Below are 23,263 nucleotides of genomic sequence, written 5' to 3'. Positions count from 1 at the left end.
CGCCCTTACTGGTAGAGGGAGCCCGTGTTCACGACGGGCTGGGTGCCCCGGTCGCCGCAGAGCACCACCAGGAGGTTGCTCACCATGGCGGCCTTGCGCTCCTCGTCCAACTCCACCACGTCCCGCTCGGCGAGCCGGTCCAAGGCCTCCTCGACCATACCGACGGCACCCTCGACGATCAGCCGCCGGGCGGCCACCACGGCCCCGGCCTGCTGCCGCTGGAGCATCACCTGGGCGACCTCGGGGGCGTACGCGAGCCGGGTGATCCGGGACTCGATGACCCGCACCCCGGCCGAGGCGACCCGGGCCGCGATCTCGGCGGAGAGCTTGCGGGCGATCTCCTCCGCGCCGTCGCGCAGCGACAACTGCCCCTCGTGGTGGGCGTCGTACGGATAGCTGGTGGCGATGTGCCGGACGGCCGTCTCGGTCTGGATGGCGACGAAGTCGGTGTAGTCGTCCACCTCGAACACCGCCATCGCGGTGTCCTCGACCTGCCAGACCACCACGGCGGCCATCTCGATCGGGTTGCCGTCCGCGTCGTTGACCTTGGCGGTCTCGGTCTCGTGGTTGCGGATCCGGGTGGAGATCCGACGCCGGCTGGTGAACGGGTTCAGCCAGGCCAGCCCCTCGGCCCGGATGGTGCCGCGGTAGCGGCCGAGCAGCTGGACCACCCGGGCCTGCCCGGGCGAGACCACCGTCAGCCCGCAGAGCAGCACCAGCGAGGTCAGCACCACCAACGGCCCGAGGACCACCAGCGGGATCCCCACCCCCTTGCTCCCGCCCGCCAGTTGGACCCCTCCGGCGATCAGCGAGCCGAGCCCGGCCAGCACGCCGAGCAACGCCCCGCCGAGCACCGGCAGCCCGGGGGCCCCGGTGATGATCCGCTCGGTGACCTTCGGAGCCGGCAGGTCGACGGCCGGGCCGTCCTCGACGGCGATGTGCGGTGTGGTCATGGGACCCACTCCCCCCAGAACGATGTCCGCGGCGCGGATGCCCGCGCCTGCTGTCAAAGTGATATCACTTTTTCCGACACCGCAACAGGGCGCACGCACCGGCTTCGCCGACCACACGCGCCCACCCCGCACGAACTGTCGCGAACACGGCCGACGCCACTCATCGAAACTGACGTATCGTCACCTTCAGGGCGGGCCCACGCCCGAGGATGGTCAGTCGACGGACAGCACGGGGGCGGCGCCATGGGTGACGATGCAGCCAAGGCCGGCGGACCGGAGTTCAAGATCCGGCCGGGCGAACTGAAGGACGCCGCACCGACCTTCGAGAACCAGAGCAAGGCGCTCAAGGACGCGCTGGACAACCTCAGGAAGAGCCTCACCGCGGCCGGGAGCCCCTGGGGCGGCGACAAACAGGGCAACGAGTTCGCCACGGCCTACAACGGCCCGCACGACAAGGTGCTCTCCGCACTCGACGTCCTGGTCAAGGGCCTCGGCAGCATCGGCGAGGGACTGAACGCCCACGCCGACAACCACACGGGCGCCGACAACCACACCAAACGGAACCTGCTGCCATGACCGGCCGCAGCCCCGACGGAGGGCCGTCCCATGGGTGAGTCCACCGTCGCCAAGGCCGTCCAGAAGCTCACCGGCATGTGGTGGCCCGACGCCGACCCCGACAAGCTCCGCACGGTCGCCGACGCCTGGGACACCATGGCCACCGCCATCGACAACGTCACCGCCCCCACCAACCAGGCCGCCGCCGCCATCGTCGCCAACAACCACGGCCCCGCGATCGACGCCTTCGGCACCTTCTGGGGCCGGTACTACGGCGGCAAGGACAACACCGGCCAGGGCAAGGGCTGGCTCCCCGGCGCCGCCGAAGCCTGCCGCGCCCTCGCCAAGGCCCTGCGCGCCTTCGCCACCGAGGTCGACAAGGCGATCAAGAAACTGGAGGAAGAGGCCGCCATCGTCGGCGGCACCCTCGTCGTCGGCACCGCCCTCGCCTTCTTCACCGTCGGCCTCTCCGAGGCCGCCGCCGGAGGCGCAGCCGCCGCCATCGTCGCCACCGCGGCCGGCCTGGGCGTCGCCGTCTCCGAAACCATCGCCACCATCGCCGCCACCATCCTGGTCGGCGCCGCCTTCGGCACCGTCGAGGCCGTCACCGTCGACCTCGCCGTCGCCCAGCCCATCCGCGTCGAATTCTTCGACGACGGCGGCTACAGCCTCACCGAAGCCCTCGACTCCGCCAAGACCGGCGGCATCATGGGCGGCGCCGGCTCCGGCCTCGGCGCCGGCGCCCGCGTCCTCTCCACCGCCGCCGAAAGCACCGAGAACGCCTCCGTCGCCCTCGCCGCCGCCGGCAAAGTCGCCAACGCCACCAACACCATCCCCGGCCGCATCGCCGTCGGCGCCGGCCTCAACTACGGCTACGACGCCGAGTTCAAGACCGGCCCGGTCCTGCCCCTCGACATCGCCGTCGGCGCCGCCGGCGGCGCGACAGGACCCCGCGGACACCCCGGCGACACCGCTCCACGCGGCCCGAAGCACGCCAAACCCGTCGAGCTACCGATGCCCGGCAAGCTGCCACTTGAGTATGTTGAAGATCATCCGAGTGTCGACAAGGTGGAGACGGAGCTGGCTCGGGTGCCGGCCGATGTCTTCAGAAAGGTCTGGGCCCACCTGAAAGAGGTTCCCGGCGGCGGGGTCAGCATCGGCCCCAGGCCGATCACGCAGCTTCCTGGCGGCTACCACCTCGCCGGCGTCAGCCCGGTGGGCGGCACGTCGCCGGCAGAGCACGTACCCGGCATGTACGTACCCGGCCAACGCAGACTCCTGATCAATTCAACTGCCAAGACACCCAGTAGTGTTGCCGTCCATGAGTTCGGGCACGCGGTCGATGACGCCTACGGCAATTTGAGCCGCCAGCCGGTTTGGCAGCACGTACAGCAACAGGTCATGGACCGGATCGGCAACAACCCCCGTCTAACTCCGTACCTCCGCCAGCCGCACGAGTACTTCGCCGAGGCGTTCAATCAATGGACGGCCAAGACGCTGGAGAAATTCACATTCGGCGACCGCGAGGCGGCACAACTCCTGAAGGAGTATTTTGAGCGAGCACTCTGAGCCTTACGAAGTCACCGACTACCCGATGTTGGACGCGGACGGCGTCACCATCTGGCTGAAGTACGGCGGAAGGACCGTGGAGGGGTACTTCTACGACGGGTGGTACAAGTTCGAGCCCGGAGATCCCCGCTACGACGAACTCCTCCCGCAGGCCCAACAGAACCCGCAGGACGTCGAAGAGGACGAGAGCAAGGCCGAGGTTCACCCCGAGACCTTGGCCATGCTGCAGGAGATGCGGCGCAAGACGCGGGAGCGGAACGCGGGAGAGTAGCAGAACCGCTGACAGGCGGCCCCTCGCGTAGGACCCAGGACCGGTGGGGTCCAGACCCGGTAAGCCCTGTCGAGCGCGCCCTACAAGCCCATTGATTCGGAAGGGCCACTCGCTGGAAGGTCCGGCCACGGGATGTCCAGGGATGTCATGGTGTACTCACCGGGCCGGAGGCGGCATATGGGGGATGAAGAATACGAGAGGAACCGCAGCAGGATCATCGACTCGATCCGTGACTGCTGGACGTCCGAGCAAGCAGTCGTCCCGGTACTGCGAAAGCTGGTCGACGAACTGGGACCTTCTGACGACAGGGCTGGAACGGCCTTCCAGGTCGTCACCTACATGGCGCGGGCCTTCCACATCCGGCTGGCGATTTCCGGGAAATTCACGCGCTGGCACGTGATCGGCGGAGATCTTTCGGACGAAGAAGCCGAGGAGAGATTCGAGGGATTCATCGTCTGGCCCCAGGAGTTCCGCTCCTGCCCATAGTCCTCCGCGAGTGAACCGATCCGGTGAGGCTCCGCAGTAACGACTGCGGAGCCTCACCGGCCTCCTGCGCAGCGGGCGATGTCTGGGGCCGGGCCCATGCATCACCGTCAGCAGACGAGCCGGACGGGCTCACGCGGTTCCCATGGGCGGCTCAAACCCCGCACCGTCCCCATGGCGTTCCCATCCGGGTGAATTCTGGCGCGGCAACAAGGTCCGGGCACGCCCGGTGCCCTAGAGTTCCGAGCGACACATGAGCACGTCTTCGCAGGTCACAGGCGACTTGCCTGGAGGGCGACCACGCCAGCTGAGGGTGGGGCGGGTGGGACTCGAACCCACGACCAAGGGATTATGAGTCCCCTGCTCTAACCGGCTGAGCTACCGCCCCGGTTCGCCGCGCGCGCCGGTCGTCGACCACGGCAGCAGCAGACGGCCCCGCGAGGCCGTCCCGGGCAGCATAGCCGGTCGATCACCCGTGGTGCGCGCCGGGGGCGCAGCTGGGTGCGCGACGGTGTGCGCCTCTCCGGGCGGCCGAGCCCGGGTGGCGTCGACGGGCCCCGGCAGGGCAGCCTGGACCGATGACGATGCGTGGGGCGGGAGCCGCGGCCGGGGTGCTGGTGCTGGTGCTCGCGGCGGCGGGGTGCACCACCGCCGCGCGGCCGGGCAGCATCGCCCCGACGGTCACCTCGGCGCCGCCCGCCACCGCCACCAACGGCCACGGCTGGAACAAGCAGCGCTTCAGGGGGGCCGTGGGCCGGCACACCGGGGTCACCCGCACCGCCAAGCCGACCGTGCTCAACGGTCTGGTCGGCGCGGTGTTCACGCGCAACGCGGACGGCGACCACTTCTGCACCGCCAGCGTGGTGGACAGCGCCGGGCTCAACCTCATCGTCACCGCCGCCCACTGCGTCTGGGACCCGAAGATCGGCCAGCGCGGCGACCTGGTCTTCGTCCCCGGCTACCGCAACGGCGACACCCCGAGTGGTGTCTGGCCGCTGGTGGCCGTCACCGTGGACGACGGCTGGAAGGACCACGCCGACCCGGACATGGACGTCGCCTTCGCGGTCGTCCAGGCGCAGAACGGCCGACAGGTGCAGCAGGTGCTCGGCGCCAACCAGCTGGGCGTCAACCGCGGTTACCGGGTCCCGGTGCGGGTCACCGGCTACCCGGGCAGCAGCGACGTCCCGATCACCTGCGCCAACACCACCTCCGAGCAGAGCGCCACCCAGCTGCGGATCGACTGCCCCGACTACACCGGCGGCACCAGCGGCAGCCCCTGGGTCACCGACTTCGACCCGACCACCCGGACCGGCACCGTGGTCGGCGTGATCGGCGGCTACCAGGAGGGCGGCAACAGCCCGGACACCTCGTACAGCAGTTACTTCGGCGACCGGGTCCAGGCGCTCTACGACCGGGCCACCGGCTGAGCCGCCAGCGCTGTTCGAACACCCGGCAGTGGCGCCACCGGGCGGCGCCTGGTAGATCTTCCTCTCGAACGGCGGAACGCACGGCCCGGATGCCCGCCCCGAGGAACGAGACGGAGCGCCGATGGCTCCCCGCCCGGTGCCGCCCCCGCGCGCGGCCGGAGCGACCGCACTGGCCGCCCTGCTGCTGGCCACCGGCACCGCCTGCGGCGGTGGATCGGACCAGCCGCCTAACGCCGAGGTCGCCCAGCAGAGCGCGGCCCGGGACCGGATCGGCACCCTGTCCATCCACTCCGCGCAGGGCCCCCGTTCCTGCACCGCGAGCGTGGTGCGCAGCCCCGGGCGCAATCTGCTGGTCACCGCCGCGCACTGCGTGCAGAACCAGCAGGTCGGCCTGTTGGACGGCCTGGTGTTCACCCCCGGCTTCCGCAACGGGGCCACCCCGTACGGCAGTTGGCAGGTGCAGTCGATCACCGTCGACCCGCGCTGGGCCGACGACGACGACCCCGACTACGACGTGGCGTTCGTCACGGTCCGCGCGGCCGGCGGCCGACAGATCGAGGACGCGGTCGGCGGCAACCCGCTCGGCACCGGCAAGGGGGTCGGGCTGGCGGTCTCGGTGACCGGCTACCCCAACGACAGCGACGAACCGATCACCTGCGCGGTCCGGACCCGGTCGCAGAGCGGCACCCAGGAGCGCTTCGACTGCGGCGGCTACACCGACGGCACCAGCGGCAGCCCGTGGGTGACCGGCGACGGCACGGTGGTCGGCGTGATCGGCGGCTACCAGGAGGGCGGGGACACCCCGGGCACCTCGTACAGCGTGGCCTTCGACCAGCGGGTCGCCGACCTCTACCGGAAGGCGACCACCTGACGGCCGGCGCCCGCCCGGGGCGCCCCCGCCCGACCGGCGGGGTGACGCACCCGACACCGGCCCGGGCAACACGAAGGCCCCCCGGTCGTCCGAGGGGCCTTCGCTCTGAGCAGTCACCGGGCGGACCCGGTGCAGCTCCCCCAATTGGACTCGAACCAATAACCTGCCGATTAACAGTCGGCTGCTCTGCCAATTGAGCTATGGGGGATCGCTGTGCTGAACTTCCTTACCTGGCACGGGACTCGTGCTCCTAGGAGCACTCGTCCCGAGCTCCCCCAATTGGACTCGAACCAATAACCTGCCGATTAACAGTCGGCTGCTCTGCCAATTGAGCTATGGGGGATCGGCTTCCGCTTCGGCTCCCGTGACCCGGGCTCCTCGGCGCTCGCTGCGGGACATACATTAGCGCACTCGGGGGGGTGGTCCGCCAATCGCTTTCGCCGGCCGCCCCGGACCGCCCGCCCGGCGTGCCCCGCGCGCGCCCCCGACGGCCCCCGGAGGATGCTGGGGTGACGCGGACGGTTCGCCGTCCCGGGCAACGGGTAGGGCAATGCGGCAGAAGGCCGCCAGGAGAGGGTGGGTCCGATCATGTGGAAGCTGTCGTTGGCCGTGGGTTTCGCGGCCGGCTACGTCCTCGGCTCGCGGGCCGGACGCCAGCGCTACGAACAGATCGCCAAGGTCACCCGGCAGATCGCGCAGAACCCCACCGTGCAGGGGGCGACCGACCGGGCGCGCCAGCAGGCCGGCGCGGTCGCGGGGAAGGCGGCCGGCGCCGTCGCCGACCGGGTCGGGGACCGGCTGCCCAACGCGGTCACCGACCGGGTCCCGTACTTCAGCCGGTCCCGGGCCGAGGACGACGGCTGGGGTACCGTCCGACCGTGACGGGGCGGTGACCCCCGGGCAAAGAAGGCCTCAACCCGGGGTCCCGAACAGGCAACGGCTCACCCGGCCCGGACGCGTCCCGGGCCGGGCTGAGGCATGATCTCGGCATGGCCATCGTCGCGGGGATAGACAGCTCGACCAGCCGCACCAGGATCGTCGCGTGCGACGCCGACACCGGTGCCGTCCTTCGAGCCGGCAAGGCCCCCCACCCCGTCCCCGAGGACCAGGACCTGCGCCCCGGCGAGACCGACCCGCAGGTCTGGCTGCACTCGCTCGGCGACGCCGCGGCCGGCGGGCTGCTGGAGGGCGTCCGGGCGATCGGCGTCAGCGCGCAGCAGCACGGCATGATCGGCCTGGACGCGGGCGGGGTGCAGGTGCGGCCCGCGATCCTGTGGAACGACCCGCGCTCCGGCGGCGCCGCCGCCAAGCTGCTGGACGCCCTCGGCGGCCCGGCCGCCTGGACCGCCGCGATCGGCGCGGTGCCCGGCCCGACGTACACCATCGCCAAGCTGCGCTGGCTGGCCGAGTTCGAGCCGGCCAACGCCCGCCGGGTCGCCGAGGTGCTGCTGCCGCACGACTGGCTGGTCTGGCAGCTGCTCGGCCACCCCAAGCGCCGCACCACCGACCGCGGCGACGCCTCCGGCACCGGCTACTGGTCCCCGATCACCGGCGAGTACCGGCAGGACCTGGTCGAGCTGGCGCTCGGCCACGAGCTGCGACTGCCGGACGTGCTCGGCCCCGCCGAACCCGCCGGGCACACCCCCGAGGGCCTGCTGATCTCGGCCGGCACCGGCGACAACATGGCCGCCGCCCTGGGCCTGGGCCTCGGCCCGGGCGACGCGGTGGTCTCGCTCGGCAGCGCCGGGACGATCTTCGCGGTGCACGAGCACGCCGTGATCGACGCCTCCGGCCTGATCTCCTCCTTCGCCGACGCCGCCGGCCGCCACCTGCCCATGGTCGCCACCCTCAACGCCGCCCAGGTACTGCGCTCCACCGCCGGCCTGCTCGGCCGGGACCTGGACGGGCTGAGCGACCTCGCCCTGCACTCCTCCCCCGGTGCCTACGGGCTGGTGCTGCTCCCCTACCTGGACGGCGAGCGCACCCCCGCGCTGCCGCACGCCGCCGGCACCCTGACCGGCCTGCGCGCCGAGGCGATGACCCCTCAGCACCTGGCCCGGGCCGCCGTCGAGGGCATGCTCTGCAACATCGCCGACGCGCTGGACGTGCTGCGCGCCCAGGGCGTCGGGATCAAGCGGGTCTTCCTGCTCGGCACGGCCGGCCGGCTGCCCGCCGTGCGGCACATCGCCCCGATGCTGTTCGGCGTCCCGGTCGTGGTGCCCCCGCCGGGCGCGCACGCCGCCCGCGGCGCCGCCCGGCAGGCCGCCTGGGCCCTGGCCGGCACCGCCGAGCCGCCGGAGTGGGAGCTGCCGGACGCCGAGACGGTCGAGCCTGAGGGCGAGCAGGACCTGGCGATCGGCTCGGCGGTGCGTCAGCAGTACCGCGCCGCCCGGGACCAGATCCACCCGGAGGCGATCTCCTCCTGAGCCCTGTCCGGCCCACGTCGCGGGTTGGCCGAAGTCCGTCGATGAAGATGCGTCGCCCGGCGCCCGGTGGCAGCGTGGGTCGGGACACGGCCACCGAGGCGAAGGGCGGCAGGAACCCATGGCCCTGCACAAGGGGACCGGCGGCGACCGCCGGCTGAGCGTCAGTCCGTTCCTCGGCATCACCGACCCGCTGGGCGCGATGGAGCTCGCCCCGCCGGTGCACCGGCTCGGCGAGGGCCCGGTCGCCGCCGACACCGCGTACCAGCTGGTCCACGACGAGCTGATGCTGGACGGCAGCGCCAAGCTCAACCTGGCGACCTTCGTCACCACCTCGATGGAGGTGCAGGCCACCCGGCTGATGACCGAGTGCCTGGACAAGAACATGATCGACAAGGACGAGTACCCGCAGACCGCCGAGCTGGAACGGCGCTGCGTGGCCATCCTCGCCGACCTCTGGCACGCCCCCGACCCGGACACCGCGGTCGGCTGCTCCACCACCGGCTCCAGCGAGGCCTGCATGCTGGCCGGGATGGCGCTCAAGCGCCACTGGATGCGCCGCAACGCCGAACGCTACGCGGCCGGGGCCCGGCCCAACCTGGTGATGGGCGTCAACGTCCAGGTGTGCTGGGAGAAGTTCTGCACCTTCTGGGAGATCGAGGCCCGCACCGCGCCGATGGAGGGCGACCGCTTCCACCTCGGCCCCGAGCAGGCGGCCGCGCTGTGCGACGAGAACACCATCGGCGTGGTCGGCGTCCTCGGCTCGACCTTCGACGGGTCGTACGAGCCGATCGCGGAGATCTGCGCGGCCCTGGACGAGCTCCAGCAGCGCACCGGCCTGGACGTCCCGGTGCACGTGGACGGCGCCTCCGGCGGCATGGTGGCGCCCTTCCTCGACCCCGAGCTGGTCTGGGACTTCCGGCTCCCCCGGGTGCGGTCGATCAACACCTCCGGCCACAAGTACGGCCTGGTCTACCCCGGCGTCGGCTGGGCGCTGTGGCGGGACAAGGAGGCGCTGCCGGAGGAGCTGGTCTTCCGGGTCAACTACCTGGGCGGCGAGATGCCGACCTTCGCGCTCAACTTCTCCCGGCCCGGCGCCCAGGTCGCGGCCCAGTACTACCTCTTCCTGCGGCTCGGGCGGGCGGGCTTCCGGGCCGTCCAGGGCGCCTGCCGGGAGGTCGCCACCTACCTGGCCGGGGAGATCGGCAAACTCGGCTGCTTCCGGCTGCTGACCCACGGCGACCAGGTCCCGGTGTTCGCCTTCACCACCACCGAGGACGTGACCTTCGACGTGTTCGACGTCTCGCGTCGGCTGCGCGAGCGCGGCTGGCAGGTGCCCGCCTACACCTTCCCGGCGAACCGGGAGGACCTGTCGGTGCTCCGGGTGGTCTGCCGCAACGGCTTCTCCCGGGACCTCGCCGACCTGCTGCTCACCGACCTCACCCGGCTGCTGCCGGAGCTGCGGCGCCAGCCCGTCCCGCTCCAGGAGCTGGGGGTGCCGGTCCGCGAGGGCTTCCACCACTGAGGCGTCCACCACTGAGGCGTCCACGGCTGAGGCGTCCGGCCGACGCCGCGTCCCGGCGGGCCCGGACATGCCGCGGCGGGAGGACGCAGGGGTGCGCCCTCCCGCCGGGTGGTCCCGGTCGGTCGGGGCAGCCTCCCCCCGCGAGGCTGCCCCGACCGGTGGGGGTACCGGGACTCCGCGTCGGGCCGACCACGGCCAGCCGGCCCGGGCCCGACGAAACGGCCGGAGCGGTGGGCCGCACCGGCGAGGAGAACTCTGCACGACGAACGCATGACCGATCGAGCACCCCCGGGGGTTGTGAGACACTTCCGTCCGTCTCAATGCCGTGACCTGGTGTTTGGGACGCCGGGCCGCTGAGGTTGGAGAAGGGGAGACGCCGAACGGCCGGACCGGGTCGGTCTCGTACCCCCGTCCACCGTTGTCCCGTCCCGCGACTCATGGAGGGCCGCATTGGCTGCCGCCTGGAAGGACCTGCCCGAAGAGCTGTCCGAGCCCGCCCGACTGCTGGCCCAGGAGCTCCGGACGATCAAGGACGCCGCCGGCCTCTCGCTGTCCGAGCTGGCCGCCCTGACCCACTACAGCCGGGCCTCCTGGGAGCGCTGGCTGAACGGCAAGCGGGTGGTCACCGAGCAGGCGCTGGAGACACTGATCGGGGCGGTGGACTGCGACGCGGCGGCGCTGCGCGGGCTGTGGCGGCGGGCGGTGGAGCCGGTGGCCGAGGAGCCCGCGGACGAGGGGCCGGTGTCCGAGGAGCCGGTAGCTGAGGAGCCCGCGGACGGCGTGGCCGTGGCCGTCGAGGCGCTGCCCGACGAGCCCGCCGCCGACTCAGGCTCCGACACCGACACCGACACCGCCGCCGAGCCCGCCCCCGCGTGGTGGCGGCGCCCGGTGGCGCTGATCCCCGGCGCGGCGGTGCTGGCGCTGCTGCTGGTGCTGGTCGGCCTGCGGGTCAGTCGGCACGACGACCAGGCCTCGGCGGCCGACGTCCCGGCCACGTCCGCCGCGCCCGCGCCGTCCGACCCCGCCTGCCGGGCCCTCGGCTGCGCCCACAAGGACCCCAAGACCACCGGCTGCGGCAAGGACGCCCGGACCCTGCAGACCCAGGTGATCGGCAAGGTGGTCGTCTACCTGCGGTACAGCCGGACCTGCCAGGCCGCCTGGGCGGCGATCACCGAGGGCGAGCCCAAGGACTCCGCGGTGATCACCGACAGCACCGGGGACAGCGAGACCGCACTGATCCACTGGGGCTACGACAACTACTCGCCGATGCTGAACGCGGCGGACCGGTCGATGGGCTTCCAGGTCTGCGGCTACCAGCCGGCCGGGAACGACTGCACCGGGACCGTCACCGACCTGGCCATGGTGGTGGACTCCACCCCGATCCCGATCGGCCCCGCCTCACCGCCGCCGGGCACCGGGGCAGCGGCCGCGACGCCGAGCGACTCGGCCTCACCGTCGGCCTCGTCCTCGTCCTCGGCCTCGACGGACCCGAGCCCGAGCCCGACCCAGGCCCCGGCCCCGGCCCCGGCCCCGGCCACCGACCAGGCCTCGCCCAGCCCGTCCGCGTCCTAGAACGGGTCATCCGTACGGTCCGCTAGTCGAGGTAGCCGCGCAGCTGCTCGGCGTAGGCGTGGTCGCGGAGCTTGACCAGCGTCTTGGACTCGATCTGGCGGATCCGCTCCCTCGTCACGCCGAACACCGTGCCGATCTCCTCCAGCGTGCGCGGGCGGCCGTCGTCCAGTCCGTAGCGGAGCTGGACGACCTGGCGCTCCCGCTCGCCCAGGGTGGCCAGCACCGCGTCCAGGTGCTGACGCAGCAGCAGGAAGGTCGCGGACTCGGCGGGCGAGGCGGCGTCGGCGTCCTCGATCAGGTCGCCGAGCGCGACGTCGTCCTCCTCACCGACCGGGGTGTGCAGCGAGATCGGCTCCTGGGCCAGCCGGAGCAGCTCGCGCACCCGCGGCTCGGTGAGCTCCAGCGCGGTGGCGATGTCGGCCGGGGTCGGCTCCAGGCCGCGTTCCTGGAGCAGGACGCGCTGCACCCGGACCACCCGGTTGATCAGCTCCACCACGTGCACCGGCACCCGGATCGTCCGGGCCTGGTCGGCCAGTGCCCGGCTCATCGCCTGCCGGATCCACCAGGTCGCGTAGGTCGAGAACTTGTAGCCGCGGGCGTAGTCGAACTTCTCCACCGCCCGGATCAGGCCGAGATTGCCCTCCTGGACCAGGTCCAGCAGGGTCAGCCCGCGGCCGACGTAGCGCTTGGCGACGGACACCACCAGGCGCAGGTTCGCCTCGACCAGGCGGCGCTTGGCGATCCGGCCGAGGACCACCAGGGTGTCCAGCTCGCGGCCCAGCGGGTCGGGCGGCGGCGGGTCGCCGTTCAACCGCTCCTCGGCGAACAGGCCGGCCTCGATCCGGCGGGCCAGCTCGACCTCCTCGGCGGCGGTGAGGAGTCGGATCCGGCCGATTTCGCGCAGGTACTGGCGCAGCAGGTCGGCGGCCGGACTGCCGCCCTCGACCCGCTCGGGCGGGCCGTCCTCGTCGGACTCCGCCCCGGTCTCCCGGTCCGGGCCGTCGGGGTGACCGTCCGGCAGCTCCCCGGCGGGGACCCGCGCGCCGTCCGGGGTCGCCGCCCCGGCCCGGCCGTGGTCCGTCTCCTGCTCCCCCGGCACGGGTCCGGCGGGCTCGGCTCGTCTGGTGGCGGTGGTCGTTGCGACCGGGCCTTGGTCCACGGGCATCCCCTCGGGGCGGGCGCGACTCTGGCGGACCCGCGCTGAACGGAGGTGGGACGTCCTCCAGTGTGGGGTACGCCACGCTCCGTGGCCGAGACTCCTGCGCGGACTTTCTGTGCAGGACTTCCGGGGATACCGGGACCTCCGGGGAACCCCGGGGCTCCGGGCGGGTCCCGGGGCCTCCGGGGCCCGCCGGGCCTACAGGGCCGCGGCGCCGCCGCTGCGCAGCTGCTGCCCGTACTGCTGGAGCTGCCACAGCTCGGTCTGCACCGCGTGCAGCTGCTCGGCGTCCGCCCGGTGGCCCAGCCGCTGGAGGTAGCCGCGGACCTCGGCGATCCGCCGGTCGACGGCCAGCAGCCGCAGCTTGACCAGGAACTCCCCGGCGTAGATCGCGTCCGCCTTGCGCAGCGAGCGCACCGGTTCGACGGTCAGCTCGGTCACCAGCGAGCGCACCTGGTCGTCCGGGGCCGCCTCGCGCACCGTGCTGGTGAAGTCGGGCAGGGTCGCCCCGTACGCGGCGCCGCCGGCCTTGCCGATGGCCTGCCGGACGGCGGCGTACGGCGGGGTCGGGAACTCGTCCTCGCCGTAGTGGTCGAAGGCCGGGCTGACCAGGTCCGGGTACTGGAGCGCCAGCTTGAGCAGCTCGCGCTCGACGAACTGGGCCGGGTCGCGCGGGTTGAGCCGGAACGCGGGCTGGGCCGGGCGCGGCTGCTGGACGGGCTGCTCGGTGCGGCGCAGCTGGCCGTTGGCGCGTGGGTTCTGCTGCTTCTCCCGCTCCCAGCGGGCCAGCTGGGAGATCCGGCGGACCACGAACTGCTCGTCGCCCGGGTTCACCCCGAGCATGCCGGCCAGCCGGATCGCGTAGCCGTGCCGGATCGACGGGTCCTTGATCTTCGCCACGATCAGGGCCGCCTCCTCCAGCGCGGCGGCCTGCCCCTCGGGGGTCTCCACCCGGTGCTTGGACACCGCCGTGTTGAGCGCGAACTCGAACAGCGGGACCGGGTTGTCGATCAGCTGCCGGACCGCGTCGTCGCCCTGGGCCAGGCGCAGCTCACACGGGTCCATGCCGCCGGGGCTGACCGCGATGGAGGTCTTGGCGGCGAACTTCTGGTCGTCCTCGAAGGCGCGCAGGGCCGCCTTCTGGCCGGCCGCGTCGCCGTCGAAGGTGAAGACCGTCTCGCCCCGGTACTGCGAGGTGTCCATCAGCAGCCGGCGGATGATCTTGATGTGGTCCTCGGCGAAGGCGGTGCCGCAGGTGGCCACCGCCGAGGTGACCCCGGCCAGGTGGCAGGCCATCACGTCGGTGTAGCCCTCGACCACCACCGCCCGGCCCGACTTGGCGATCTCCTTCTTCGCCAGGTCGATGCCGTACAGCACGTGGGACTTCTTGTAGATCGGCGTCTCGGGGGTGTTCAGGTACTTCGGCCCGTTGTCGTCCTCGCGCAGCCGGCGGGCGCCGAAGCCCACCACCTCGCCCGCGATGTCCCGGATCGGCCAGACCAGCCGGCCCCGGAAGCGGTCGATCAGGCCGCCGCGCTGCCCCTGGGAGGCCAGGCCGCCCTGGAGGATCTCCTTGTCGGAGAAGCCCTTGCCGCGCAGGTAGCGGACCAGGTGCTCCCAGCCCACGGGGGCGTAGCCGACGCCGAAGGTCCGGGCCGCCTCCTCGTCGAAGCCGCGCTCGGCCAGGAAGCGGCGACCGATCTCCGCCTCCGGCGAGGCCAGCTGCTCCTGGTACCAGGCCGAGGCCACCTTGTGCGCCTCGACCAGCCGGGTGCGCTCGCCCTGCTGGTGGCGGGGGCTGTAGCCGCCCTCCTCGTAGCGCAGGGTGATGTTGGCCTGGGCGGCCATCCGCTCGACGGCCTCGGCGAAGGTGAAGTGCTCGATCTTCATCAGGAAGGCGATGGTGTCGCCGTTCTCCTGGCAGCCGAAGCAGTGGAAGACGCCCTTGGCGGGGTTGACGTAGAAGGAGGCGGACTTCTCGTCGTGGAAGGGGCAGACGCCCTTGTACTCGCCGCCGCCACCATTGGTCAGCTGTACGTAGTCGCCGACCACCGCGTCGATCGGCAGTGCGCTGCGCACCGCCTGTACGTCTTCGTCCCTGATCCGCCCGGCCACCCCGGAAGTCTACTGGGGCGGCCGGGGTTTCCGACTGCCCCGGGGCGGACCGGCGGGGCCGGGGACGGGTGACCTCGGTCTCCCCCGCCCCGGCCGGCCGGGGCGGGTCTGGGGCGTGTCTGACAATTCGCGTCGCGCGCCCGGCGGGAATTGTCAGACACGCCCTATGCCCAGGCGGCGCCGACGAGTTTGGCGTGCAGGGCCAGGGCCGAGGCGTCCGTGAGGGTGGCGATCTGGTCGATCACGGTGCGCAGGGCGGCGCGGTCGTCCTCGGCCTCGTGGTACATCGCGGTGAAGACCGGATCCAGGCCCTCGGGGGCGCGCTGGGTCAGCACGTACGCCAGCTCGGCGATCACGATCCGCTGGCGGGCCCGCAGCTGGGCCTGCTCGTCGCGCATCATGACGAAGCGGACGGCGACGGCCTTGAGCACCGCGACCTCCAGCCGGACCTCCCTCGGCACCACCAGCTCGGCGCCGTAGCGGGTGAGCCGGCCGGGGCCGTAGCGGGCCCGGGTGGCCTGCTCGGCGGCCAGGCAGAAGCGGCCGATCAGCTTGCTGGTGAGGTCCTTGAGCCCGGCCCGGGCGCGCGCCGTGCCGTCGTAGCCCCGGGGCCACCACTCCTGGGCGAGCAGCCGGTCCAACGCGGCGGCGAGCTCCGCCGGCTCGGCGTCCCGGGCGTAGCGCTCGGCGACCTTGAAGAGTTCGGCGCGCTCGTCGGGGGACCGTAGGACGGCCGGGTCGATGTGGCCGGCCTGGAGGCCGTCCTCGACGTCGTGGGTGGAGTAGGCCACGTCGTCGGACCAGTCCATGACGGTGGCCTCGAAGCACTTGCGCCCGGGCGGGGAGCCGGCCCGCAGCCAGCGGAAGACCGGCAGGTCGTCGGCGTAGACGCCGTACTTGGGCGAGGCCGGGTCGGTGGGGTGGGCGCCCTTGGTCCACGGGTACTTGGTGGCGGCGTCCAGGGCGGCCCGGGTCAGGTTGAGGCCGACGCTGCGGCCGGGCCAGGGGGCGAGCCGGGCGGCGGGCTGGTCGTCCAGCGGCGCGAAGCGCTTGGGTTCGAGCCGGGTGAGGATGCGCAGCGACTGGGCGTTGCCCTCGAAGCCGCCGCAGTCCTCGGCGGCCTGGTCGAGGGCCTCCTCGCCGGTGTGACCGAACGGCGGGTGGCCGATGTCGTGGGCCAGGCAGCCGGCCTCCACCAGATCCGGGTCGCAGCCCAGGGCCGCGCCCAATTCCCGCCCGACCTGGGCGCATTCGAGCGAGTGGGTGAGCCGGGTGCGGGGGAAGTCGCTGCGCATCGGGGCGACCACCTGGGTGGTGCCGGCCAGTCTGCGCAGCGCGGCCGAGTGCAGCACCCGGGCGCGGTCGCGCTGGAAGGCGGTGCGGCCGGGACGCTTGTCCGGTTCGGGGACCCAGCGGGCCTCGGCGGCGTGGTCGTACGGGATCGGGGCGGCGAGGCGGTGCGTGGTGTCATCCATATGACCCTCACGGTACGCCGCGCCCCCGACACGCGGGGGGTGCCGCGCGCGAAGGAGCGTGGGCCGGGGCGTGAATGGTGGGAGGCGCGCCGGTGTCCGCCGCTCGGGAATCGACCGGACCCGAACGGTCCGCGCCCGAGAAGGTCCCGGGTGGGCCGCCAAGGGCCGGAAGGACCGGAGCGGTTCAGCCCCGGACGGCCTTCAGCACCGCGGCGGCCACCCCCTCCTCGCCCCTGGCGTTGGGGTGGACCGGGGTGAGCCCGCGCGCCGGGAACGGCGGCTCGATCCAGCGGGCGTCCTCCCCCGCGCACATGTCGTGCCCGGTCGAGGGCCCGGTGGTGTCCACGAACACCGCCCCGGCGGCCTCCGCGCGCTGCCTGAGCATCCCGTTGAGCTGCTGCTCCTTCTCGGCCAGGAAGCCGAGGTCGGCCGCCGCGACCGTGGTGCCCAGCACCGGCACGCAGGCGGCCGGGTCTGCCGGGAGCAGCGCCGGGTAGCCGACCACGTAGACCCGGGCCTGCGGGGAGCGGCGCCTGATCTCCTGGAGCGCCTCGGCGACCTTCCCGCCGGCCGCGTCCACCCGGGCCCGCAGCTCGTCGGTGCCGCCGGAGGCGTAGTGCTCCCGGCAGGGCGCGGCCGCGCGGTCCCCGCCGACCAGGTCCTTCACCGCGTCCACCAGGGTGTCCTTGGCGCACTCGGTGACCACCTGCATGAAGCCCGCGTCGTTGCCGCCGATGCCGAGGGTGACCAGCCGGGTGGCCGGGGTCAGCGCCTCCAGCTGGGCCGGGTTGGCGCCGTCGTCGGTCTTCTGGGCGGCCCCGAGGTCCCCGGTGCGGGCGCCGCTGCAGCTGACGTCCTGGAACTGGCCGGGTGCCAGGGCGAGCGCCTTCGCCAGCAGGGACGGGTAGTTGACCCCGGAGCGGCCGCAGCCGCCCGGCTCGCCGACCTGCGGGGCGATCTTCGGCCCGGCGGTGTACGAGTCGCCGAGCGCCACGTACGGGCCGGTGGGCGGCGGGGTGGGGGTCGGCGTCGGGCTCGCCCCGGCCGGGGCGCGGCCGGGCAGCGCGCCCGCGAAGCCGCGGTCGGAGCCGTCATCCGCGCCGCCGCCGCTGCACCCGGTCAGCGTGGCCAGCCCGGCCAGCAGCAGGGCGGTGAGGCCGGCCACCGCGGCGGCCGTCGGGCGTGTGGTCCTCGGCATGGCGTCCCCCCGGGGGTGCGAGTCGCGGGCAGCTCGGTCCGTACGGCGGGCCCGTCCCCCCGGGCACCGCGGAGTCCAACGTACGGGCGGCGCGCCCGGTGCCCCACCCGACGGCCGGGCGGGGGCCCCGTTCCGCGTAGGGCGCTACTCGGCGCCGCGTTCGTGCTCGGCCAGGAACTGTTCGAAGCGCCGCCCCAGCTCGTCCGCGGACGGCAGGTCGACCGGCTCGGCCAGCAGGCTCTCCCGGCCCTCGGCGCCCGCCACCGCGTCGTACTGACCCTCCATGCCGCGGATGGCGGAGCGCAACTCGCCGTCCCCCTGGGCCAGCTGCTCCTCGATGTCGGCGTACACCTCGCCGACCCGCTCGCGCAGCCGGGTGCCGGGCAGCACCAGGCCGGTGGCGGACTGCACCGCCTCCAGGATCAGCACCGCGGCCGCCGGGTAGGCCGAACGGGCCACGTAGTGCGGGACGTGCACGGCGAAGCCCAGCACGTCGTGCCCGGCCTCGGCCAGGCGGTACTCCAGCAGCGCCTGGGCGCTGCCCGGGACCTGCGCCTGCTCGAACCACTGCGGGTAGCCGGGCGCGAGGTCGAGCCGGTTGCCGTGCGGCGTCAGACCGACCGGGCGGGTGTGCGGCACACCCATCGGGATGCCGTGGAAGTCCACGCCGAGCCGGACCTCGAACCGCTCGACCAGCTCGCGGACGGCGCGCGCGAAGCGCTCCCACTCGACGTCCGGCTCCGGGCCGGTGAGCAGCAGGAACGGCGCCCCGGCGGCGTCGCGGAGGAGCTGGAGCAGGATCTCCGGCGGGTCGTAGGACGCCCAGTGGTCGTGGTCGAAGACCATCGTGGGGCGGCGGGCCCGGTAGTCCACCAGGCGGTCGTGGTCGAAGCGGGCCACCACCTGCGGGGAGCCCGTCTCCAGCAGGTGCGCCACCACCTGGCCGCCGGCCTCCCCGGCGTCCATGAAGCCCTCGAAGTGCTGGAGCAGCACCAGGCCGGCGCCGGTGTCGCGCAGCTCCGCGTTGGCCGCGGCCACGGCGGCCACGCCCCGCTCATCCAGCTCGTACAGCGCCTGGAAGTCTCGCACCGCGCACCCTTCCCCGTTCTCTGCTCGTCCCGATCCGACCGGCTTCTCGTCCTCTCCAGCGTGTCGGGCCGCGCCGGAATTCCCGTTCCGGCCGACCACCCGTCGGGCGACCCGCCCGGGGACCCTCCTCGACCGCTCCGGACCATGATCGCATCCGGGGGGAAACGCCCTGGTCACGGGTGTTCAACAGCCCGGTCCGGGGCGCGTGGTGGCGGTCCGTACCGACATTCGCGTGCCGCGAAGTGACGCACCGCGTTCTGGCGGGTATCGTCCTCTCGCTGCCTCGCATCGTCGCGTCGTCGTCACGTCGTCCGTAACGCCGTCGATCACGACCCGGATCGCTGCTCGGTCAGACACCCACGACGCATCTTGCCTTCACCTGGCCGCCTGCTTCCCTTCGCGCTCTCGTTTCCTCCTCGGCCATTTCGCGGACGCACACTGTCCCCTCGCTCTTCCCGCCGGACCGGTCCGAGGATCCGTGTCCGTTCCGGCACCGCGCCGCCCGTTCCGGGCCGCCGCCCCCCGCCCCGCCCGACCGGAATCCTCCGGCGCGCACGGGTACCCGGAGGCGGAACCGGACCGGGGCGAACCAGTCCCCCGCAGCCCGTGCCGCATCCCGGCGCGGACTGCGCCCTACGACCGATGAAGGACAGAGCGTGCCTGCACCTGTCACCCTCACCGGCCGCACCGTGCGGCTGGAGCCCCTCGCCGCACACCATGCCGAGGCCATCGCCTCGGCCGGCGCCGAGGACCGTTCGAGCTACGCCTTCACCCCCGTCCCGCACGGCCTGGAAGCGGCCCGCGACTACATCGCGCGGGCCCTCGCCGACCAGGCCGCGGGCCGGTCGCTGCCGTTCGCGACGGTCAACGCCGCCACCGGCCGGGTGGTCGGCTCCACCCGGTTCCTGGAACTCGACTACTGGCGGGGCCCGCTGGTGTGGCCGCCGGTGCCGGGCGTGCCGTTCGGCGATCCGGCGACGGCCGTCCCGGACGCCGCCGAGATCGGCAACACCTGGCTCGCGCCGAGCGCCCAGGGCACCGGCATCAACACCGAGCAGAAGCTGCTGATGCTGCGGTACGCCTTCGAGACCTGGGGCGTGCAGCGGATCTCGATCCGCGCCGACGCCCGCAACCTGCGCTCGCGGGCCGCGATCGAGCGGCTCGGCGCGACCTCCGAGGGCGTCCGCCGGGCGCACTCGCGCGGGTTGGACGGCGTGGTGCGCTCGACGGCGTTCTACTCGATCCTGGACGACGAGTGGCCGGCCGTGCGGGACATCATCGAGCTGCGGATCGCCGCCGCCACCTCGCCGAGCGCCCCGGATCCGGCGATCAACCAGGAGTGCCTTAGACCGGGCGGCGGCAGCGGGCAGCTGATGATCACGGCCTGAAGGGGAGCCGTTCACCGGTAGCGGCGGTCTCCAGGATCCAGCCGAGGACCGCCAGGCCGTGCGGCTCCTGCGGCCGCACCGGCCAACGGTCGTGACTCGTCTCGGCGAGCGCCGAGACCGGCCGCCAGCCGTTGCGGACCGGGGCGACCACCACCTCCCAGACCGGGTGGCCGTCGTCCGGGCGACAGATCCTGATCGAGCCCTGGTGGGTGTGGACCGCCCAGCGGCCGTCCAGGGCCTCCGTGTGCCTCCCGGCCCGGATGCGCTGCCACTGCTCGTCGGTCCATTCCACCTCGGGTACCGGGTGCGGGCGCGGGACCAGGATCTCCGCGCGGCCCCGGCCGCCGGTGACCGCCCCGGGTACCGGGAACGCCCAGCCGGGCAGCGGTTCCCGGGCGGCCAGCCAGGCCGCCGGGATGCCGTCGGTGCCGGTGTGGGCGGCCACCACTCCCCCGGTGATCGCGGCGACGGTGTCCATGTCGCCGCCCGCCGCGATCGCTTCGCGCACGGCGGTCCGGTAGTCGGTCAACCAGAGGGCGGCGCACCAGAGGGCGTACGGAACGGTGTCGGCGGCCGAGGTCCGGCTGCCGCTGCCGAGCACACTCGCCGCGAGCACCCGGTCCTGCTCCGCGAGCAGGTCGACGGCCTCGTTCAGGCCGTCGCGAACGACGCCCAGCGGGGTGCGGAAGGCCACCTCGCGCAGGAAGGTCTCCGGCGTCGTGCCCCCGGTGCGGGCCCGGACCGCCAGGGCCGCCGCCACCGCGACGGCGATCGCGCCGTCCACGGCCTGCGGGTGGGTGTGGGTGATCACGGCCGTCCGCGCGGCCAGCTGGATGACGGCGGACAGGTCGCCCGCGTACGCCGCCCCCAGCGGGGCGACCCGCATCGCGGCGCCGTTGCCGTACGAGCCCTGGCCGTCGAAGAGTTCGGCGGCCAGGGCCTCGGCGTCGCCGCCCTCGCGGACCAGCCGGAGCATCCGGTTGGCGGCCGGGCCGTAGCCGCGGTCGAAGTCGTGGCGGCGGGCGAAGGCGTGGGTGAGGTCGAAGGTGTCGATCGCGCCGCGTTCGCGCTGGGCGGCGTACACCGAGCAGGCCATCTCGGTGTCGTCGGTCCACGGCCAGGGGCCGGGCGGTTCGGTGCGGGCGGCGTGGTGGGCCCGGGCGGTGTCCGGGACGAAGAACTGGGCGCCGAGGGAATCGGCTACGGAGAGGCCGTTGAGCGCGTCGAGCGCGGGGCCGTCGAAGTCGGTGGTCATGTGGGGCCAAGCTCAGCCGCCGGACCGCCGTTTCGTCAACACCATTGCGAGCAAGCCCCCGACGGGGGATGTTTCGCATACCTCCGATCCGGGCGGGCAGCACCCCGGTATGACCCGCGCGAACCCGCTCGACCCCGTCGCCCTGCTCGGCGCCGACCAGCAGCACATCGCCACCCGGGCGCAGCTGCGCCGGCTCGGCGTGCCCTCCGGCACGATCGCCCACCGACTGCGGCCGGGCGGGCCCTGGCAGCAGGTGCTGCCGCGGGTGATCTGCCTGCAGAGCGGGAGATTGACGGTCCATCAGAAACTGCGGGCGGCCCTGGCGTACGCGAGCCCGAAGGGGCGGCAGCCGCTGCCCGGCGAGGTGCTGCTGACCGGGTTCGCGGTGCTGGCGGACGCCGGGCTGCCGAGCGCCGGGCATCCGGCCGACCTGGCCGAGGTCGACGTCCTGATCCCCGGCCGACGCCGGGTCGGGGAGCGGGAGTTCGTGCGGATCCACCGGGCGTCCGGAGCACTGCCGGGCGGCTTCGAGCGGGACGACGGGCTGTGGAGCGCCACGGTCGCGCGGGCGCTGGCGGACGTCGCGCCGCAGGAGACCGGGCAGCGCCGGTTCCGGGCGCTGTGCGCCGAGGCCGTGCAGCGGCGGCACTGCGAACTCGGCGAGCTGCTGGACCAGTTGCTGGCCCGGCCGGGGGCGCTGGCACTGCCCCAGGTGGCCCGGGTGGTGGAGGACCTGACCGCCGGGGTGCGCTCGGTGGTGGAGGGCGAGGCCCGCGAGGTGCTCGCCCACGCGGGCCTGCCGGAGCCGCTGTGGAACCCGGTGCTCTTCCTGGACGGCCGGTTCCTCGCGGTGCCGGACGCCTACTGGCCGCACGCCTGCGTGGCCCTGGAGATCGACTCCCGCGCCTACCACCTGCGCCCGGCCGACCACGAACGCGGCCTGGCCCGCGCCAACCGGCTCACCGCGGCGGGCCTGCCGGTGGTCCGCACCACCCCGGTCCAGCTGAGCCGCGACCCGGCGCCGGTGCTGCACGAGCTGACCGCCCTGGTCACCACCGGCCCGCACGGTCCGCACGACCGGATCAGCTGGCGGCGGGCCCGCTGAACTCCCCTGCGGCTCAGGCCTGTCGGGCCCCGGCCGCCTCGGCGGCGGCGACCAGGCGCTGGAGTTCGACGAGGTGGGCGGCGAGCGCGGCGCGGCCCTCGCGGGTGGCGGCGAGCCACGTACGCGGGCGCTTGCCGACGTACCCCTTCCTGACCGCCAGGTAGCCGGCCTCCTCCAGGGCGGCGGCGGCCTTGCTGAGGACGGAGTCGGAGACCTCGCAGTGGTCCCGGACTGCACCGAACTCGGCCTCGCGGCAGGCGCCGAGGAAGGCGAGCACGGTCAGCCGGGTGGCGTGCTGGAGCAGCGGATCGAGGGCGCCGGGCATCAGCCGGCCTCGCGCAGGCGGAGGATCCGGCGGTCGAGGGCGCGGCTCGCCGCCCAGAAGACCGCTCCCCCGGCGACCCCGCCGGCCGCCGCGCCCCACTGGACGCCGCCGACCCAGCCGACCAGCGCCATGGCGCCGAGCATGGCCGCCGACACGGCGAGGACGATCAGCACCACCGGCCCGGCCATGCCGGGCGGTGACTGGCGCTGGACGACGCCGCTGCCGCGCGCCGCGAGCCAGGCGAGCAGGCCGGACAGCGGACCCCAGGCCCCGCCGAGGAGGCTGACCAGCCAGATCTGGTGGGCGGCGATGGCCTGCCCGGCCGCGATCCCGCAGACGACGAAACCGGCGGCGATCACCGGCCCGTACCAGCGGGGCGCGGGGCTCGGTCGCCGCGCGGCCGCTCCGGCCCGCTCGGCCAGGCGCAGCGCCTCGGCGGCGGACAGCGGCGGTGGGACGGAGTCACTCATGGTTTCCCCCTCGGAAAGTGACGATGGTTCCGGGC

Annotated in this window: 21 protein-coding genes and 3 tRNA genes; 12 read left to right on the top strand and 12 right to left on the bottom strand. The window is 73.5% G+C overall.

Translation table 11 applies throughout. The features are described from left to right. Positions 1-5 precede the first annotated feature (5 nt). Positions 6-953, bottom strand: a complete 948-nt coding sequence (locus tag ACIP4P_RS13080; protein WP_400917384.1) for an SPFH domain-containing protein — start codon at positions 951-953, stop codon at positions 6-8. Between the two features lie 243 nt (positions 954-1,196). On the opposite strand from ACIP4P_RS13080, the gene ACIP4P_RS13075 reads away from it, so the two are divergent. The 4 genes from ACIP4P_RS13075 to ACIP4P_RS13060 all read left to right on the top strand — a co-directional run bounded on the left by ACIP4P_RS13075 (position 1,197) and on the right by ACIP4P_RS13060 (position 3,834). Continuing rightward, entirely contained in the window at positions 1,197-1,529 is a 333-nt protein-coding gene (locus ACIP4P_RS13075) for a WXG100 family type VII secretion target (RefSeq protein WP_400917382.1), read from the top strand. 75 nt (positions 1,530-1,604) lie between these two features. Beyond that, complete coding sequence (locus ACIP4P_RS13070; RefSeq protein ID WP_400917380.1) at positions 1,605-3,077, top strand: hypothetical protein; 1,473 nt, start codon at positions 1,605-1,607, stop codon at positions 3,075-3,077. Next, entirely contained in the window at positions 3,061-3,348 is a 288-nt protein-coding gene (locus tag ACIP4P_RS13065) for a hypothetical protein (RefSeq protein WP_400917378.1), read from the top strand. The genes ACIP4P_RS13070 and ACIP4P_RS13065 overlap by 17 nt, the downstream gene beginning before the upstream one ends. A gap of 177 nt (positions 3,349-3,525) precedes the next feature. Further along, positions 3,526-3,834, top strand: coding sequence for a hypothetical protein (locus ACIP4P_RS13060; protein ID WP_400917376.1), 309 nt, complete (start codon positions 3,526-3,528; stop codon positions 3,832-3,834). Positions 3,835-4,145: 311 nt separating this feature from the next. Here ACIP4P_RS13060 and ACIP4P_RS13055 read toward each other — a convergent pair. Next, positions 4,146-4,219: transfer RNA gene (locus tag ACIP4P_RS13055), tRNA-Ile, on the bottom strand. A 190-nt stretch (positions 4,220-4,409) separates the two neighbouring features. Between ACIP4P_RS13055 and ACIP4P_RS13050 the strand changes: the two genes are divergently transcribed. Continuing rightward, positions 4,410-5,258, top strand: a complete 849-nt coding sequence (locus ACIP4P_RS13050; protein ID WP_400917374.1) for a trypsin-like serine peptidase — start codon at positions 4,410-4,412, stop codon at positions 5,256-5,258. Positions 5,259-5,379: 121 nt separating this feature from the next. After that, positions 5,380-6,129, top strand: coding sequence for a trypsin-like serine peptidase (locus tag ACIP4P_RS13045; RefSeq protein WP_400917373.1), 750 nt, complete (start codon positions 5,380-5,382; stop codon positions 6,127-6,129). Between the two features lie 135 nt (positions 6,130-6,264). Here the strand turns inward: ACIP4P_RS13045 and ACIP4P_RS13040 are convergent. Continuing rightward, positions 6,265-6,337, bottom strand: a tRNA-Asn gene (locus ACIP4P_RS13040). 62 nt (positions 6,338-6,399) lie between these two features. Beyond that, positions 6,400-6,472 (bottom strand) — tRNA-Asn (locus tag ACIP4P_RS13035). A 245-nt stretch (positions 6,473-6,717) separates the two neighbouring features. Between ACIP4P_RS13035 and ACIP4P_RS13030 the strand changes: the two genes are divergently transcribed. The 4 genes from ACIP4P_RS13030 to ACIP4P_RS13015 all read left to right on the top strand — a co-directional run bounded on the left by ACIP4P_RS13030 (position 6,718) and on the right by ACIP4P_RS13015 (position 11,649). Further along, positions 6,718-7,011: a hypothetical protein gene (locus tag ACIP4P_RS13030; protein WP_350511030.1), complete on the top strand. Its 294-nt coding sequence runs from the start codon at positions 6,718-6,720 to the stop codon at positions 7,009-7,011. Positions 7,012-7,118: 107 nt separating this feature from the next. Further along, on the top strand, positions 7,119-8,555 hold the full coding sequence (locus ACIP4P_RS13025) for an FGGY family carbohydrate kinase (RefSeq protein WP_400917371.1): 1,437 nt from the start codon (positions 7,119-7,121) through the stop codon (positions 8,553-8,555). A gap of 118 nt (positions 8,556-8,673) precedes the next feature. After that, positions 8,674-10,077 carry a glutamate decarboxylase gene (locus ACIP4P_RS13020; RefSeq protein ID WP_400917370.1) on the top strand — a complete coding sequence of 468 codons (1,404 nt, stop codon included), beginning with the start codon at positions 8,674-8,676 and terminating at the stop codon, positions 10,075-10,077. 450 nt (positions 10,078-10,527) lie between these two features. Beyond that, on the top strand, positions 10,528-11,649 hold the full coding sequence (locus ACIP4P_RS13015; RefSeq protein ID WP_400917369.1) for a DUF2690 domain-containing protein: 1,122 nt from the start codon (positions 10,528-10,530) through the stop codon (positions 11,647-11,649). A 22-nt stretch (positions 11,650-11,671) separates the two neighbouring features. Here the strand turns inward: ACIP4P_RS13015 and ACIP4P_RS13010 are convergent, their stop codons facing one another. From ACIP4P_RS13010 to ACIP4P_RS12990, 5 genes are all read right to left on the bottom strand, one after another. Next, the gene (locus ACIP4P_RS13010; RefSeq protein ID WP_400917368.1) at positions 11,672-12,814 is read right to left on the bottom strand and encodes an RNA polymerase sigma factor; all 1,143 of its coding nucleotides are present in this window, start codon (positions 12,812-12,814) and stop codon (positions 11,672-11,674) included. Positions 12,815-13,006: 192 nt separating this feature from the next. Continuing rightward, entirely contained in the window at positions 13,007-14,923 is a 1,917-nt protein-coding gene (gene dnaG, locus ACIP4P_RS13005) for a DNA primase (protein WP_350511025.1), read from the bottom strand. 164 nt (positions 14,924-15,087) lie between these two features. After that, positions 15,088-16,398: a deoxyguanosinetriphosphate triphosphohydrolase gene (locus tag ACIP4P_RS13000; RefSeq protein ID WP_400917367.1), complete on the bottom strand. Its 1,311-nt coding sequence runs from the start codon at positions 16,396-16,398 to the stop codon at positions 15,088-15,090. Between the two features lie 184 nt (positions 16,399-16,582). Then, positions 16,583-17,596: an SGNH/GDSL hydrolase family protein gene (locus ACIP4P_RS12995; protein WP_400917366.1), complete on the bottom strand. Its 1,014-nt coding sequence runs from the start codon at positions 17,594-17,596 to the stop codon at positions 16,583-16,585. A gap of 144 nt (positions 17,597-17,740) precedes the next feature. Further along, a complete protein-coding gene (locus ACIP4P_RS12990; protein ID WP_350511022.1) occupies positions 17,741-18,685 on the bottom strand; it encodes a PAC2 family protein in 945 nt (314 codons plus the stop codon). 656 nt (positions 18,686-19,341) lie between these two features. Between ACIP4P_RS12990 and ACIP4P_RS12985 the strand changes: the two genes are divergently transcribed. Beyond that, positions 19,342-20,073 carry a GNAT family protein gene (locus ACIP4P_RS12985; protein WP_350511021.1) on the top strand — a complete coding sequence of 244 codons (732 nt, stop codon included), beginning with the start codon at positions 19,342-19,344 and terminating at the stop codon, positions 20,071-20,073. Here ACIP4P_RS12985 and ACIP4P_RS12980 read toward each other — a convergent pair. Continuing rightward, the gene (locus ACIP4P_RS12980; protein ID WP_400917365.1) at positions 20,063-21,328 is read right to left on the bottom strand and encodes an ADP-ribosylglycohydrolase family protein; all 1,266 of its coding nucleotides are present in this window, start codon (positions 21,326-21,328) and stop codon (positions 20,063-20,065) included. The genes ACIP4P_RS12985 and ACIP4P_RS12980 overlap by 11 nt on opposite strands. A gap of 109 nt (positions 21,329-21,437) precedes the next feature. Between ACIP4P_RS12980 and ACIP4P_RS12975 the strand changes: the two genes are divergently transcribed. Beyond that, positions 21,438-22,433, top strand: a complete 996-nt coding sequence (locus ACIP4P_RS12975) for a hypothetical protein (protein WP_400917364.1) — start codon at positions 21,438-21,440, stop codon at positions 22,431-22,433. Positions 22,434-22,446: 13 nt separating this feature from the next. On the opposite strand, the gene ACIP4P_RS12970 is transcribed toward ACIP4P_RS12975, so the two are convergent. Together ACIP4P_RS12970 and ACIP4P_RS12965 are read right to left on the bottom strand one after the other, a co-directional pair. Continuing rightward, complete coding sequence (locus ACIP4P_RS12970) at positions 22,447-22,758, bottom strand: transcriptional regulator (RefSeq protein WP_400917363.1); 312 nt, start codon at positions 22,756-22,758, stop codon at positions 22,447-22,449. Continuing rightward, positions 22,758-23,228 (bottom strand): hypothetical protein, encoded by a 471-nt coding sequence (locus ACIP4P_RS12965; protein WP_400917362.1) that lies wholly within the window; start codon positions 23,226-23,228, stop codon positions 22,758-22,760. Before ACIP4P_RS12965 ends, ACIP4P_RS12970 begins: the two co-directional genes overlap by 1 nt. Positions 23,229-23,263 lie beyond the last annotated feature (35 nt).

Source organism: Kitasatospora sp. NPDC089509, from assembly GCF_044749365.1.
Taxonomy (GTDB): Bacteria; Actinomycetota; Actinomycetes; order Streptomycetales; family Streptomycetaceae; genus Kitasatospora.
This window is presented reverse-complemented; position numbering and strand designations above follow the sequence as displayed.